Genomic DNA, 15,172 nt, shown 5'->3' with positions numbered 1-15,172 from the left:
ATGACCATCACCTCCACCAATGCCACCGCTGCCGCCCCGCCTGCAGCTGCGGACACCGCGTCGGCAGCATTGCCGGCCAAGCCCTACGTGGCACCGCTGGCGAGGCGTGATGCCCGCACCGAACCGCGTCTGGTCCGCTGCATCATCATTACGCTGGCGTTATCGTTTCTGACGGTATTCGTCGTGCTGCCGCTGGTGCTGGTGTTTGCCGAGGCATTTTCCAAGGGCGTCAGCTTCTATCTCAAGGCGCTGGCCGATCCCGAGGCGCTCGCTGCGATCTGGCTGACACTGATCACCGCGGCGATCTCGGTCGGCCTCAACCTGGTGTTCGGAGTGGCGGCGGCCTGGGCTATCGCGAAATTCGAATTTCGCGGCAAGACCTTGCTGATTACCCTGATCGATCTGCCGTTCTCGGTGAGTCCGGTGATCTCCGGCCTGGTGTTCGTGCTGCTGTTCGGTGCGCAGGGTTTCTTCGGACCATGGCTGATGGCTCATGGCATTCATATCCTGTTTGCAATGCCGGCCATCGTGCTGGCCACCACCTTCGTGACCTTCCCCTTTGTCGCGCGTGAATTGATTCCGCTGATGCAGGAGCAGGGATCGCAAGAGGAGGAGGCGGCCATTTCGCTCGGCGCTTCTGGCTGGCAAACCTTCATGAAGGTGACGCTGCCCAACGTGAAATGGGGTCTGCTGTACGGCGTTTTGCTGTGCAATGCCCGCGCAATGGGCGAATTCGGTGCCGTCTCGGTGGTCTCCGGGCATATCCGCGGCGAGACCAACACCATGCCGCTGCTGGTGGAGATCCTGTATAATGAATATCAGATGGTGGGCGCCTTCGCGATCGCGTCGCTGCTGGCCATGCTGGCGCTGATCACGCTGATCGCGAAGACAATCCTGGAAGGTCAAATCGTGGAAGGACAGCAGGCCCGTGACGATTGAAGTTCGCAATATCGTCAAGCAGTTCGGCTCCTTCAAGGCGCTGGACAATGTTGATCTCAAGGTCGAGACCGGCGAGCTGGTGGCGCTGCTCGGTCCATCAGGCTCGGGGAAGACCACGCTGCTGCGGATCATCGCCGGCCTGGACTGGCCAGACTCCGGGAGCGTCAGTTTTGACGGCGAGGACGCGCTGTCGCGCGGCGCCGGCGAACGCCATGTCGGCTTCGTGTTCCAGCACTACGCGCTGTTCCGCCATATGAGCGTGTTCGAGAACGTCGCCTTCGGCCTGCGCGTGCAGCCCCGCGCCGTCCGCCGTTCCGACGCCGAGATCAGGAAGCGGGTCAAGGATCTGCTCGACCTCGTGCAGCTCGACTGGCTGGCCGACCGCTATCCGAGCCAGCTGTCCGGCGGCCAGCGCCAGCGCATCGCGCTGGCTCGCGCGCTGGCCATCGAGCCGCGCATCCTGCTGCTTGACGAGCCGTTCGGCGCGCTCGACGCCAAGGTGCGCAAGGAACTGCGCAAATGGCTGCGCTCGCTGCATGAGGAAATCCACGTCACCTCGATCTTCGTCACCCACGACCAGGAGGAGGCCCTCGAGGTCGCCAACCGCGTGGTGGTCATGGACAAGGGCCGTATCGAGCAGATCGGCACGCCGGGCGACGTCTATGACGAGCCGGCGACCGCCTTCGTGCACGGCTTCATTGGTGAATCCATCATGCTGCCCGTGAACATCAGCGACGGCCGGGTCCGGCTGGGTGACCAAGTGCTCAACCTGGAGGCGCGCAACGCGGCCTCCGGCCCGTCGCAGCTGTTCATTCGCCGTCACGATATCGCCATCGGTCCGGCCGGCAGCGGCGTCCTGGAAGGTGCCGTCAAGCGGGTCCGCGCCTTCGGCCCGACCCAGCGCGCCGATATCCTGCTCAATGCCGCCGGCGACGACCGGCTGATCGAGATCGACGCGCCGCGCGACGGTGTGCTCAAGGCTGGCGACATCGTCGGCCTGCAGCCGCGTCGGTATCGGATCTTCGCCGCGCAGGATTAAGCCCAAACTCCCTTGTCGTCCCCGCGCATGCGAGGACCCGGTAAACGCAGGTGTTGGTGAGACTCCCGAACGTGCGCGTCTACTGGGGCGCCCAGCCCAGGCGCGCAATTGCGCACCCGATCGGGCGATGACACCTGGGTGGGGGCAACATCCTCGTTTCTTCACCTTTCAGCCACGGTTGGTGTGCAACAAACGCGCCTCAGGTTGGGAGATGTTTGATGCGCGCGGCGGTGGCCATAGTTGGATTTTTGCTGCTCGGCGGCTGTGCCGGGGATGTCGCGCCGTCGACCGACCAGCCCACCATGTATCTCAGCATGGCCAACGGCGGCGCCAAGCTCGATCCGGTGGCCGCGGCCTCAATGATTTCGCTGTACCGCCAGAACAACGGCCTCGGCCCCGTTGTGGTCGATCCCGCATTGATGGCGCTGGCCGAAGACCAGTCCACCGCCATGGCGAAGAAGAACAAGCTCGATCATGACATCAAGGCGCCGCTGGCCAAGCGCCTGAACGCCGGCGGCTATCCGGCCACCCTCGCGGTGGAAAATGTCTCCGCCGGCTATCACACCATGGCCGAAGCATTTTCCGGTTGGCGGGACTCGCCTCCGCACCGCGCCAACATGCTGAAAAGCGGCGTCACAAAATTGGGTATCGCTGCGACCTATGCTCCCAACACCAAATACAAGGTGTTCTGGACCATGATTCTGGCCTCTACCGACAACAAATGATTGTGCATGTTGCCATGCAGCATCGCCGTTGACCTCGTCGCCAAGGGGCGGCACGGTAGGGCTTCGTTCATCAGGTTTGATTGAGGGGCTATGGACACGTCCGATCAATCCGGTACCGCGGTGCCGGCCAAGGCGCACCGCGTGCTGGTGCTGCAGGGCGGCGGTGCGCTCGGTTCGTACCAGGCCGGCGCCTATCAGTCGCTGTGCCACCATGATTTCGAACCGGAATGGGTCGCCGGGATTTCGATTGGCGCGATCAACGCCGCCATCATCGCCGGGAATCCACGCGACAAGCGCATCGGCCGGCTAAAGGAGTTCTGGGAACTGGCGTCGTCGCCGGTGCCCTGGCAGCCTGAACTGCCGAACGATCGCGCACACTCGGCGTTCGATGGCGCCAGTGCCGCGATGATCCTTGCCTTCGGCGTTCCCGGATTCTTCACGCCGCGCTTTCCGCCGGCACAATTGTTTCCGTCCAGCAGTCTGCCGTCGATGAGCTATTACGACACGACGCCGCTGCGCGCGACGCTGCTGCGGCTGGTGGACTTCGATCGCATCAACGCCAAGACCACGCGGTTCAGCGTCGGCGCCGTCAACATCGCCACCGGCAATTTCACCTACTTCGACAACATGAAGCAGACCATCGGGCCGGAGCACATCATGGCCTCGGCAGCGCTGCCGCCGGGCTTTCCGGCTATCGAGATCGATGGCGAGTTCTACTGGGACGGCGGCATCGCTTCCAACACGCCGCTGGATTACGTGCTGGATCAGCACACGACCGAGGACCTGCTGATCTTTCAGGTCGATCTGTTCAGCGCGCGCGGGCCGCTGCCGGCAACGCTGCTGGATGCGGCGGAGCGTGAAAAGGACATCCGCTTTTCCAGCCGAACGCGCATGAACACCGACAAGAACAAGAAGATTCACAACACCATCAAGGCGCTCAGCGACCTGATCGCCAAGTTGCCCGATGAACTGAAAAACGATCCGTCGGTGGCCATTCTCGAGGAAGCCACCAAGGAAAACACCGTCACCGTGGTGCACCTGATCTATCGCCGCAAGAATTACGAGTCGTCGTCGAAAGACTACAATTTCTCCCGGCTCAACATGATCGATCACTGGCAGTCCGGCGAACGCGACGTCCATCTCTCGATGAAGCATCCCGAATGGTTCGAACGGCCGCAGAACGGCGAGACCATGGTGACCTGGGATCTGACAGCGGATGACTTGGCCTGAGATCCGAATTCCGAACCGCACACAGCATCAACAGGAGCGAATGAATGGCTAATCTTAAAGGCAAGACCGCGGTCGTCACCGGCTCGACCAGCGGCATCGGGTTGGCCTATGCGCGCGCCTTCGCCGGCGCCGGAGCCAATATCGTGCTGAACGGCATGGGCGCCCCCGACGATATCGAGAAGGAACGCGCTGGAATTGAAAAGGATTTTGGTGTCAAGGCGATCCATTCGCCGGCCGACATGACCAAGCCTGCGGAAATCGCGGCCATGGTGGCACTCGGCGAGAGCACCTATGGCTCCGTCGACATCCTGGTCAACAATGCCGGCATCCAGTTCGTGTCGCCGATCGAGGAGTTTCCCATCGAAAAATGGGACGCCATCATTGCCATCAACCTGTCGTCTGCGTTTCACGGCATCCGCGCCGCCGTGCCGCTGATGAAGAAGGCCGGCTGGGGCCGTATCATCAACACCGCGTCGGCGCATTCGCTGGTCGCCTCGCCGTTCAAGTCCGCCTACGTCTCCGCCAAGCACGGCATTGCCGGCCTGACCAAGACCGTGGCGCTGGAGCTGGCGACCCACAAGATCACCTGCAACTGCATCAGCCCGGGCTATGTCTGGACGCCGCTTGTGGAGAAGCAGATCCCCGACACCATGAAGGCGCGTGGCCTCACCAAGGAGCAGGTCATCAAGGACGTGCTGCTGGAAGCCCAGCCGACCAAGGAGTTCGTAACCTCCGAGCAGGTCGCGGCGCTGGCCCTGTTCCTGTGCGGCGATGACGCCGCCCAGATCACCGGTGCCAACCTGTCCATCGACGGCGGTTGGACCGCGGAGTAGGGCGGTACACGCTCCGACTTTGACGTTTGTCATGGCCGGGGATGTTGTCCCGGCCATCCACGGCGATCCTCAGTCGACGTCCTTCAAGGGGCGTCGCGAGGTATGCCGCATGTACAGGATATCAATTTCGTTGCCGCGTACTCGATAGAATATCTGATACGGATAGCGCACGACGGACGCGACCCGGACATTCGAGCGTTGAGACACGCGCGGCGCGGCTTCCGGTGTCCGACCAATGCGATTGATAACATCGCGGAAGCGCAGTTCGACCGCCTCGGCTATCGCAGGACTGGCGTTCTCGACGTAGTACGCTGCGATCTCGTGGAGATCAGCGAGCGCGCGCGGCGAATAGACCAGCTTCATCGCTGCCGGAATTTGGCAAAAGCCGCTTCTACCTCCGCCTCGCTGGCGACGTCGCCCGCGTCAATCGAGGCTATGGCGGCATCGATGATGCGCAGTTCCTCTGGCGTCGCGACGTAGTCTCCGCCCTGCAGCTCGCTTTCGATCTGGTTCGCCACGGCGACCAGTTCATCCTGGGCCGCCTCGGGCCAGGATGTTGCGCGCTCCAAAAGGGTCTTGAGCTCGTTCGCGGTCATACCCAAATGCTAACAGATGTCGGCCGCCCATTCCAGCCGGGGGCGTCAGGCCCGCTTCCCGAATGCCAGCACGTGCAGTCCCAATCGCGTGCGGACGATCCAGAACAGCAGCACCGTCTCGAACGCCAGCGAGATCGAGGTGGCGGCGGCGGCGCCATGGCCGCCGAAGCGCGGCACCACCGCCAGGCACAGCACCACATTCATTGCGAAGGCGGAGGCATAGGCCAGCGCGCAGATGTTCTGGTGGCCGAGCATGTTGAGCAGCCGCTCCACCGGGCCGATGGCCGAGCGCACCACCAGGCCGATGGCCGCGATAAACATGATATCGTAACCGTCGACGAATGTCGGCCCGAACAGCCACAGCAGAGGCTTGCCCAGCGCCAGCAGGATGACGGTGGCGGCCAGCGACGGCCAGAACGTCCACTTGATGGCGTGGGTGACGTAGGCCGCCAGCCGGTCGTTGTCGCCGGCGTTGTGATATTCGGTGAAGCGATGCGCGGTGGTCGCGGACATCGCGTAGTGAATGAACGACACCAGCGCCAGCGTCTTGACCACGGCGAAATACACGCCGACCTCGTCCGAGGGGCGGAACTGCTGCAGCACCAGCACGTCGGTGTAGGACAGCAGCAGATAGAAGCTCTCGACCAGTAGGATCGGCAGCGAGGTCTTGAGCCAGCCGCGGTAGTCATAGGCCTTTGGCCCGGGCGTCATGTGCGCTTTGAGGCGGCGGTTGAGCACGAGCATCTGGCCGATCATGGCGATCCACACCGCAGCGACGCTGGCCAGCATCGCAATGGCGGCGCCGAGATGGAAGCCGAGCGCGAAGGCGCCGGCGGTGAACCCGATGATCAACGCCTGTCGCACGATGAATTGCGGCATCAGGCCGAGCGACATCCAGTCATGGGAGCGGGCGATGCCGTCCTGGGTGTTGGCGACGACGAAGGCCGGCAGCGTCAGGCAGCCGAGATACAGCGGCACGATGCTGGCAGGGTCGATCCACGGCGACAGGAGTTTCACAAGGCCGGCGAGCAGCAGCGATATGATCGCCGAGACGATGCCGGTCATCCAGCGGCTGCCAGAGAGAAATCCGCGTAGCCGTGCATGGTCGCCGCTGATGCGATATTCGGGAATGATCTTCTGCGCGGAGGCCGAGATCCCGAAGTCCATCATCGAGCCGAGCAGCAGCACCCAGGTCCAGACGTAGACGTAGACGCCGTAATCCGACCCGCCCATCCAGCGCGCCAGCAGGATCTGCGAGACATAGGCGAGGCCCGCGCTGATAAAGCGGATCAGAAAGATCGTGCCGGCCAGCCGTCGCGTCAGCGACGCGTCGCCGGAGCCGGTGAAAATTCCGCGCAGCCGCGCCCATGGGCCGGCAGGCTGCACGACGGGTGCGTCTTGAAGATTCAGCACGGCCACAACGGGATCTCTGGCCGCACGGAGCGCGGCGACGCGCCATGGTCGCAAAGAATCCTTAATATCCGGTTGGGCGATGCGCTGGACGGGGCCGCTACGGGGCCTACGGCAGTTTGACGTCGAATTCGTACGCCTGGTCCGCGCCCAGCAAAGTGAGCTTCAGGGCTGCCCCTCGGCAGTCGCGCCGGGCGGCAGGCCAGTCAGGTCGAACGCGAAGCGGCGCGCCCCGGCAGGGCCTGAGCTGACCTGCTTCGGTGCCGGCAGCGCCCAGTCCGAGGTCGGGCCTTCGGCCAGCAGGCTTACCTCGCCGGTCTCCGGAGCGGTCACGTCGACCAGCACGGTCTTGTCCTCGCGCTTGACGCTCCGGATGGTCAGCGGATTGTCGTCGCCGACCTTGGCGGGCTTCGGTACCGTCGCGAGAGCGGCGTGGAGCGCGCTGTCCGAGGTGCTGGCGGGGCTATTGAAGGCGAGCTCGGCGCTGGCCTCCACCGGTACGCAGAGCTTTTCACAGACCGCATAGTTGATGGTGGCGCGCAGCGTCAGCGGCTTGTCGGAATGCTTCGCCACGATCTCGCAGCGGCATCAGGACCCCCGTCCGATAGCCGATCGACTGCCCGCCGGCACCATCGTCGAACCGCTGCGGCGCAGGCCACAGTGCGGTGACCGATGCCACATTGTCGGATTTGGAGAAGTCGAAGCGCGGCGGCACACCGGAGTCGCCAGGATCGCGCCAGTAGGTATGCCATCCGGGATCGAGCTGGAACGCCACGCCGCCCAAGACCGTGCCGCCGCTGCGCGAGCCCGCCAGCAATTGGATACTGGAATGGCGGTCCTTCTGCCACGCCGATGCGTCCTGCGCGTGGGCACCGGACGGGGCGGATAGGGCCAGCAGCCCGGCGAACAGGCCGGTGAGACCGGCGGGAACCATCGTTTTCATAGCGTTTTCTTACAGGGAGCGGTCGTCTGAAACCACTGAACTGCTTGTGATACCGATTTTAGGTGCGCTGCGAAGGTTGATTGACAGACGACACACCCAATATCAGGATGGGCACCAACACGAGAGCGCTTTGCCGATGGAACCGACACGCAAGCGGACCAGGAAAAGCCGGAGCACGAGCGAGAACACCTCGTCCGGCAGTTATCTCGACGGCCAGTTGCTGATCGCCATGCCGGTGATGGAAGACGAACGGTTCGCGCGCTCGGTGATCTACGTCTGCGCGCATTCCTCCGAAGGTGCCATGGGCATCATCGTCAATCGCCCGGCGGGAAGCATCGATTTTCCGGAACTGCTGGTTCAGCTCGAGATCATCGATAAGGCCGACCAGATCAAGCTGCCGGAAAATGCCGAATCCATGAAGGTGCTGAAGGGCGGCCCGGTGGAAACCGGCCGCGGATTCGTGCTGCATTCCAGCGACTTCTTCATCAAGGACGCCACGCTGCCGATCGACGATGGCATCTGCCTCACCGCGACGGTGGATATCCTGCGGGCCATCGCAAAGGGCGGCGGGCCGAAGCACGCCATACTGGCGCTGGGCTATGCCGGCTGGGCGCCCGGGCAGCTCGAGACCGAGATCCAGGGCAATGGCTGGCTGCACTGCGCGGCCGACGAGGATCTGATTTTCGGCGGCGACGTCGAGGCCAAATACCTCCGCGCCCTCAACAAGATCGGCATTGATCCCGGCATGCTGTCCAACGAGGCCGGCCACGCCTGACCTGACGGCTTTCGTGCTGTCAACGTCTGGCCACCGCCGCCAACCTGGCGGCGCACAAACGCAACTTCAGCTCGCTGCTTCCAGCCGCTGCTCTTCCGTCAACATCCGCATCGCCGCATCGGCGTCCATCGGCTCGCCGAAGGCAAAGCCCTGCGCGTATTCGCAACCGAGCTGGTAAAGCTCGACGGCGTCGGAATCGGTCTCGACGCCCTCTGCGACCACGTCCATGCCGAGATCGTGGGCCATGGCGATGATCGACTTCAGGATCACCGGGCGGGTGCCGCGCGCGGTGGTGCGGACGAAGGACTGGTCGATCTTCAGCGTGTCGAACGGGAAGCGCTGCAGGTAGCTCAGCGATGAGTGGCCGGTGCCGAAATCGTCCAGTGACAGGCCGGTGCCGAGCTCGCGGATTCGGTGCAGCATTTGCGCCGCGTGTTCCGGGTTTTCCATCACCAGCGATTCCGTCAGCTCCAGCTTGAGCGTTCCGCGCGCGACCGACGAGCGCGACAGCACGGTGCGGATGTCATGCAGCAGGTCGTGGCGCAGCAACTGCCGCGACGACACGTTGACGCTGGCGAAGATCGGCTCGCGCGAGCGCATCGCGCGCTGCCAGATCGCCAGCTGCTTGGCGGTCTGGTCCATCACGAACATGCCGAGGTCGATGATCAGTCCGATTTCCTCGGCGATGGCGATGAATTCCACCGGCGACATGCGGCCGAGCTTGGGATGATCCCAGCGCGCCAGCGCCTCGAAGCCGGCGATGGATCGATCCTCCAGCCGCACGATCGGCTGGTACAGGATGGTGATTTCCTGACGCTCGATGGCGCGGCGCAGTTCGGACTCCAGCGTCAGCCGGTCGGTCTTGCGGGCGCGCATCGCGGGCTTGTAGACGTCGATGCGGTCGCCGCCGATGCGCTTGGAGTGATACATCGCCAGCTCGGCGTCCTTGATGATCTCATCAGTGAGCTGCACGGCGGGATCGCTAAGCGCGAGGCCGATCGATGCGGTCAGGAAGATCTCGCGGTCGTTGAAGGCGATGGGCGCGCGGATGGTCTTGCGAATGGTCTCGGCGAAGGCGGTGATCTTGGCGGGGTCCTGCTCGGACATCAGGATCAGGCCGAACTGGTCGCCGGCGAGCCGGGCCAGGGTGTCCTGCGGCTTCAGGATGCGGGTCAGGCGGCGCGCCAGCGTCAGCAGGATCGAATCGCCGACCGCGATGCCGACCGAATCGTTGACCTGCTTGAAGCGGTCGAGGTCGATCACCATCAGGGTCGGCCGCAATGTCGGGATGGTCTTGGCGAGATTGGCCACCGCGTTGAGGCGGTCGATGAACAGCTTGCGGTTGGGCAGTCCGGTGAGGTTGTCGTGCACGGAGTCGTGCAGCATGCGTTCTTCGGCATTCTTGGCTTCGGTGACGTCGGTCAGCGTGCCGACCACGCGCGAGACTTCGCCGTCGGAGCCGACCACCGGGCGCGCCTTCAGCGCAAACCACATGAAATGGCCGTCCGGGGTGCGCAGCCGGAAATCCTGCACCAGACGGCCGCGGCGCTGATCGAGCACGCTGTCGAGCGCGGCCCTGAACCGGTCCTGATCGAGCGGATGCAGCACTTCGAGCCATTTCGCGGCAGGGCCTTCCAGCGTGCCGCGTTTCAGCCCGAGCAGATGTTCGGTCTCGGGGCTGGTGAATACCTTGTCGGCGGAGACGTCCCAGTCCCAGATCAGGTCGCCCGAGCCGGTCAGCGCCAGAGCGCGGCGCTCGACATCGGAGACGATACCGTTGGTGGCGCCGCCGCCGGCGAAGGCATGCTGCATCACTGTGAAGCCGATCAGCATCACGATAAGCACCAGGCCGCCGAGCAGGGCCGGGCCGACGATGTCGTTGGTGACTGACCCCGCCACCGCCATGCCGGCGGCGACGACCCAGACCACCAGCAGGAACCAGGTCGGGATCAGCAGTACCGCGCGGTCGAAGCCATGGGTCGAGAGATAGATGATCAGGCCGAAACCGGCGAAGGCGATCAGCACCAGCGAGATGCGGGCGATGCCGGAAGCTACCGCGGGATCGAACAGCGCCAGCGCCACCAGCGAGCCGAGGAAGACCAGCCACGCCAGCGTGATGTGCGAGTAGCGCACATGCCAGCGGCTGAGGTTGAGATAGGCGAACAGGAACACCAGCAGGGTGGCCGCGAGGATCGCTTCGCCCGAAGCGCGCCACACGCGCTCGGCGCCGGCGGACATGTCGAGCACCTTGCCCCAGAAGCCGAAGTCGACGCCGATATAGACCAGCACGGCCCAGGCCAGCGCGGCGGCGGCGGGGAACATGATGCTGCCCTTGACCACGAACAGGATAGTCAGCACCAGCGCCAGCAGGCCGGAAATGCCGATCACGATGCCCTGGTATAGCGTGAAGGAGTTGACCTTGTCCTTGTAGGCTTCCGGCTCCCACAGATAGAGCTGCGGCAGCTTGTCGGTGCGCAATTCGGCGACGAAGGTGATCACCGCGCCGGGGTCGAGCGTGACCCGGAAGATGTCCGCGGTGGCGGAGTCCTGCCGTTCCGGACGATCGCCGGTGGACGGCGTGATGGTGGCGATGCGGGACAGGCCGAGATCGGGCCATAGCAGCCCGGACGAGACGATCCGGTAATGCGGCGCGACGATCAGGCGGTCGAGTTGGTCGTCGGTGTTGTTGGCAAGCGCGAACACCACCCAGTTCTGGCCGGCTTCGCGGCCGCGGACCTCGATGCGGCGGACGATGCCGTCGGTGCCAGGCGCGGTGGAGACCTGGATGCGATCGGTGTCGCTGCGCTGATACTCGAGGATAGCCGTGAGGTCGATTGCGGGCGCGTCGCTGCGGACACTGACCGCATCGATGGCGCGTGCCGGTTGCGCGGCAACAGCAATCATGAGGCCCAGCGCGAGGGGCGCAAGCCACCTGATCAGACGCAATGTCAGTACTCCGCTTTCAACCCGTGAGCGGAACGCGGCCTGCGGGGCAGGGCCTGTTCCGACACGCGATAAATGACATGAAAGTGAGGATTATCAAAGGGTTTCCCGCCAGTTACCCCGGCTAAACGACCAACACAATTTTGCCAATATGTTGGCTGGATTCCATCCGCCGATGAGCGTCGGCGGCCTGTTCCAGCGGGAACGTGCTGTCCATCAAGGGTTTCACCTTTCCGTCGCGCAGCAGCGGCAGCACATTGGCCTCGATGGCCCGCACCATGGCCGCCTTGTCGGCGGCGGAGCGCGGCCGCAGCGTCGAGCCGGTATGATGCAGCCGCTTTCGCATGATCTTGGAGATGTTGACTGTAGCCTTCATGCCGTTCAGCACCGCGATCTGGACGATGCGGCCGTCCATTGCCGCGGCGTCGTAATTTTTGTCGACATAGTCGCCGCCGACCATGTCGAGGATTAACTCGACGCCGTTGCCGTCGGTGATCTCCTTGACGCGGGCGACGAAGTCCTCGGTCTTGTAATTGATGGCGTGGTCGGCGCCGAGCTTGAGGCAGGCGTCGGCCTTGTCCTGCGAGCCGACGGTGACGATCACTTTTGAGCCGAATGCCTTGGCGAGCTGGATCGCCATGGTGCCGATGCCGGAGGAGCCGCCATGGATCAGCACGGTCTCGCCGGGTTGCAAGCCGCCGCGCTCGAACACATTGTGCCACACCGTCATCAGCGTTTCGGCGGTGGCGCCGGCCTCGATCATCGAGAACCCGTCAGGCACGGTCATGGCCTGGGCGTCCGGCGCGATGCAATATTGCGCGTAGCCGCCGCCGGCCACCAGCGACATCACCTTGTCACCGATCTTGTGCTTGCTGGCGCCTTCGCCGAGAGCCACCACCTCGCCGGAGATTTCGAGGCCGGGCAGGTCGGAGGCACCGGGCGGCGGCGGATAGCTGCCGGAGCGCTGCGCCACGTCCGGTCGGTTGACCCCGGCGGCGGCGACCTTGACCAGGATCTCGCCGGGACCGGGCATCGGGACCGGGCGGGTCTCGGGTAACAGCACTTCGGGGCCGCCGGGCTTGCTGATGCCAATGACGGTCATTTGCGCGGGCAGCTTTTCCATGATTTGTCCTTGCGGCGAACGGGGGTATCGAAGAGACCCTGATTAGACAGCCGCGCAAGGGCTGGCAACCATCCCACTGACCGTTGCAGACGGGGTACCCATGGCGATCGACGACGAAGACAAGCCGAAAAAGAAGGTCAGCCACGAGATCGGCCAGGACCTGACCCTGCTGTCGGTCGAGGAACTCGCCGAGCGCATCGCTTTGCTCAATGCGGAGATCCAGCGATTGCAATCCAGCATGCAACTCAAGCGCGCCACGCGCGACGCTGCGGATCGTTTTTTCAAAAGCTGAGAAAGCGCGAAGGCGCCCTTGCCCGGATGCTGCGCAACGCGCTGCTGTTCGCAACGGTGCGCGCAGCCTGTCCGGAGTTCGGCTTTGTCGCCGCGAACCTGGATCCCGAACATGTGGAGCGGAGCAAGCTTTGCTTCGCGAGGGCGCATCGCTTTTGATGCGCGCCGACATCGCAGTCCCGTTTTGAGACACGTCATGCGGGATGGCAAACAACATGTGAAGAAAACCCGCTCATTTACGGGCAATTAAGCTTTCCCGGATATTACTTGAATTGTCCTTGTTTGGACACCGAGTGGCTCCTGTCCACTCTGTTTGACGCCTCCCTGTTATCAACTTCAAAGCCGCCGGAAACGGCGGCTCTTTTTTGCGTCGTTGGTGCCGGCATGGCGCTGGAAACCATAACGAGTGATTAATTTTCGCGCCGCTGGACTCTCCGTCCGGCGCGCGCAATGATTTGTTCATCATAAAGCCGGTTGTTTTGCGGCCGGCGGACATTCATTTGCGTGAGGCGTTAACTATGTCGGATCGTTTGCACAGCGAAACCGCTCTTGTTCAGTTCAGCGAGCGGCTGACCAACTCAGCGGCGTTCGGCACCCTGTTCCGGGAGGGCATGGACCTGGTCGAGGAGACGGCGGCGTATCTGGACGGTGCAGGGCGCCTCGAGGCCAAGGCGCTCGATCGTTCGGTCAGCCTGACCTACGCCACCGAAAGCATGCGGCTTACCACACGGCTGATGCAGCTCGCGTCCTGGCTGCTGCTGCACCGTGCGGTCAAGGAGGGCGAGATGACGCTCTCCCAGGCCAACCGCGAAAAGACCAAGGTCAAGCTCAGCGCGGCTGATCCCAGTCCCGACGACATGTTGTTGAAGCTGCCGCAGCAATTGCAGGAATTGATTGCCCGTTCGATGGCCTTGCAGACCAAGGTTCGCCGCCTCGATGGCACCATTCATGCCCCGGTCTCGGAGCAGGCGTCGATCGGCAATCCGCTGGTGCCGCAGATGAATCGTCTGAAGGCGGCGTTCGAGCGCTGAGATCCCGTCATTTCCCGCCACGCCGATTGGTGTGGCGGGAATGCCAAACTGTTGCGCAGCCAACCACCGCTAAAGTGCGCTAAGTATCCCCTCGCTAGATGAGGGGCACTATCATGGCATCTGATATCAGGGCACTGACCGGCGTGCGAGGCGTCGCCGCCGCGGTCATTGTGGTCTATCACTTCGGCGACGTTCAGCTCGCCACCGGCGGCACCGCCTCGTATTTCCGGATTCCGTTCGGCTATCTGCTGGTCGATCTGTTCTTCATGCTCAGCGGCTATGTGATGGCGCTGACCTACAAGGACGCCTTTGCTCACCTCACGCTCAGCAAATTCTCCACCTTCATGGTGAAGCGCGTGGCGCGGCTGTACCCGGCCTATTTCGTCATCGGCCTGTTCTATGTGGCAAAGATGGCGGCCGGTCTGTCAGGCGACCATCTGTCGATGTATTCGGCATGGGACTGGGTCGGCAATCTGCTGATGATGACCGGATGGGGCCTGTACATCTATCCGGTGATCGGCGTGGCCTGGGCGGCGAGCGCCGAGATGGGCTCCTATCTGCTGCTGCCGATCCTGATGGCGTTCACATTGCGCAAGAGTGCGGCGACCGCAGGCATCGCCGTACTGGCTGCCTTCGTCGCGATCTATGCCGTCAGCGTCAGCGGCCGGGGCTCCGGCGGCTCGCTCGATGTGGTCAACGGCAATTCGTTCTATCCGTTGGTCCGCGCCGTGGCCGGCTTCACGCTGGGACTGGCGATCTTCCGTTTCGCTGACATCCTCGACCGGCTGTCGATGGCGGTGCAGGACGCGCTGGTGATCGGCATTCTCATGGCGATGGTCGCGGTGGGCATGTTCAGCCGCAGCGACTTGCCGCTGTATTTTCTGTTCATTCCGCTGGTCGCGGTGCTGTCGCGCGACGGCCGCATGGCGCAATGGCTGTTCGGCAATGCGCTGGTCTACCGCCTCGGCATCATCTCCTATTCGATCTACCTCATCCATCCGCTGTTCGTGAGCTTTGCGGTGCGTACCTGGCGGCATTTTGGCCAGAGCGAGGGAGTCTATGTGGCGGCGGCTGTTGCCTGCTTCGCCGCAATCTGGCTGCTGGCCGAACTGAGCTATCGCTTCGTCGAGATGCCCGGCCGCGCCACAATTGCGGGGGCGTTGTTGCCGCGCAGGAGCGGTGCGACCGCGGCGTGATCGCCCGTCCGCTGCTGTGGCGTGATGCCACATCGGAATACCGCTCGATCTTGTGGACGGCACAAAGAAAAACGCCCCGCAGAGCGGGGCGTTTTGCA

Annotated in this window: 15 protein-coding genes and 1 pseudogene; 10 read left to right on the top strand and 6 right to left on the bottom strand. The window is 63.6% G+C overall.

Annotated elements, in window-relative coordinates:
• The 5 genes from cysW (at window position 1) to ONR75_RS27135 (ending at window position 4,766) form a co-directional block, all read left to right on the top strand.
• The gene (cysW, locus tag ONR75_RS27155; RefSeq protein WP_265079982.1) at window positions 1–939 is read left to right on the top strand and encodes a sulfate ABC transporter permease subunit CysW; all 939 of its coding nucleotides are present in this window, start codon (window positions 1–3) and stop codon (window positions 937–939) included.
• Window positions 929–1,978 (top strand): sulfate/molybdate ABC transporter ATP-binding protein, encoded by a 1,050-nt coding sequence (locus tag ONR75_RS27150; RefSeq protein WP_265079981.1) that lies wholly within the window; start codon window positions 929–931, stop codon window positions 1,976–1,978. The genes cysW and ONR75_RS27150 overlap by 11 nt, the downstream gene beginning before the upstream one ends.
• A gap of 218 nt (window positions 1,979–2,196) precedes the next feature.
• Entirely contained in the window at window positions 2,197–2,703 is a 507-nt protein-coding gene (locus ONR75_RS27145) for a CAP domain-containing protein (protein ID WP_413776395.1), read from the top strand.
• Between the two features lie 90 nt (window positions 2,704–2,793).
• Window positions 2,794–3,933, top strand: coding sequence for a patatin-like phospholipase family protein (locus ONR75_RS27140; RefSeq protein WP_265079979.1), 1,140 nt, complete (start codon window positions 2,794–2,796; stop codon window positions 3,931–3,933).
• 44 nt (window positions 3,934–3,977) lie between these two features.
• Window positions 3,978–4,766 (top strand): 3-hydroxybutyrate dehydrogenase, encoded by a 789-nt coding sequence (locus ONR75_RS27135; protein WP_265079978.1) that lies wholly within the window; start codon window positions 3,978–3,980, stop codon window positions 4,764–4,766.
• Between the two features lie 69 nt (window positions 4,767–4,835).
• Here ONR75_RS27135 and ONR75_RS27130 read toward each other — a convergent pair whose 3' ends face one another.
• The 4 genes and pseudogenes from ONR75_RS27130 to ONR75_RS27115 form a co-directional block, all read right to left on the bottom strand.
• Window positions 4,836–5,129: a type II toxin-antitoxin system RelE/ParE family toxin gene (locus ONR75_RS27130; protein WP_265079977.1), complete on the bottom strand. Its 294-nt coding sequence runs from the start codon at window positions 5,127–5,129 to the stop codon at window positions 4,836–4,838.
• Entirely contained in the window at window positions 5,126–5,362 is a 237-nt protein-coding gene (locus ONR75_RS27125; protein WP_265079976.1) for a hypothetical protein, read from the bottom strand. The genes ONR75_RS27130 and ONR75_RS27125 overlap by 4 nt, the downstream gene beginning before the upstream one ends.
• Window positions 5,363–5,407: 45 nt before the next feature.
• Entirely contained in the window at window positions 5,408–6,775 is a 1,368-nt protein-coding gene (locus tag ONR75_RS27120) for an oligosaccharide flippase family protein (protein ID WP_413776394.1), read from the bottom strand.
• Window positions 6,776–6,881: 106 nt separating this feature from the next.
• Window positions 6,882–7,715 (bottom strand): annotated as a pseudogene (locus ONR75_RS27115) (protein-disulfide reductase DsbD domain-containing protein).
• A gap of 136 nt (window positions 7,716–7,851) precedes the next feature.
• On the opposite strand from ONR75_RS27115, the gene ONR75_RS27110 reads away from it, so the two are divergent.
• Window positions 7,852–8,490 (top strand): YqgE/AlgH family protein, encoded by a 639-nt coding sequence (locus ONR75_RS27110; protein WP_265079974.1) that lies wholly within the window; start codon window positions 7,852–7,854, stop codon window positions 8,488–8,490.
• A gap of 66 nt (window positions 8,491–8,556) precedes the next feature.
• Here ONR75_RS27110 and ONR75_RS27105 read toward each other — a convergent pair whose 3' ends face one another.
• A complete protein-coding gene (locus tag ONR75_RS27105) occupies window positions 8,557–11,436 on the bottom strand; it encodes a sensor domain-containing phosphodiesterase (RefSeq protein ID WP_265079973.1) in 2,880 nt (959 codons plus the stop codon).
• A 121-nt stretch (window positions 11,437–11,557) separates the two neighbouring features.
• On the bottom strand, window positions 11,558–12,556 hold the full coding sequence (locus tag ONR75_RS27100) for an NAD(P)H-quinone oxidoreductase (RefSeq protein ID WP_265079972.1): 999 nt from the start codon (window positions 12,554–12,556) through the stop codon (window positions 11,558–11,560).
• A gap of 100 nt (window positions 12,557–12,656) precedes the next feature.
• On the opposite strand from ONR75_RS27100, the gene ONR75_RS27095 reads away from it, so the two are divergent.
• The 4 genes from ONR75_RS27095 (at window position 12,657) to ONR75_RS27080 (ending at window position 15,074) form a co-directional block, all read left to right on the top strand.
• Window positions 12,657–12,848, top strand: coding sequence for a DUF1192 domain-containing protein (locus ONR75_RS27095; RefSeq protein ID WP_265079971.1), 192 nt, complete (start codon window positions 12,657–12,659; stop codon window positions 12,846–12,848).
• A 26-nt stretch (window positions 12,849–12,874) separates the two neighbouring features.
• Entirely contained in the window at window positions 12,875–13,006 is a 132-nt protein-coding gene (locus ONR75_RS27090) for a hypothetical protein (RefSeq protein WP_265079970.1), read from the top strand.
• A 359-nt stretch (window positions 13,007–13,365) separates the two neighbouring features.
• Window positions 13,366–13,878 carry a DUF1465 family protein gene (locus ONR75_RS27085; protein WP_265083816.1) on the top strand — a complete coding sequence of 171 codons (513 nt, stop codon included), beginning with the start codon at window positions 13,366–13,368 and terminating at the stop codon, window positions 13,876–13,878.
• Between the two features lie 113 nt (window positions 13,879–13,991).
• A complete protein-coding gene (locus ONR75_RS27080) occupies window positions 13,992–15,074 on the top strand; it encodes an acyltransferase family protein (RefSeq protein WP_265079969.1) in 1,083 nt (360 codons plus the stop codon).
• The last annotated feature ends 98 nt before the right edge of the window (window positions 15,075–15,172 follow it).

The sequence above is a fragment of the Rhodopseudomonas sp. P2A-2r genome (assembly GCF_026015985.1).
Taxonomy (GTDB): Bacteria; Pseudomonadota; Alphaproteobacteria; order Rhizobiales; family Xanthobacteraceae; genus Tardiphaga.
Note: the sequence above shows the minus strand (reverse complement) of the source record. Positions and strands in the feature narration are given on the sequence as shown.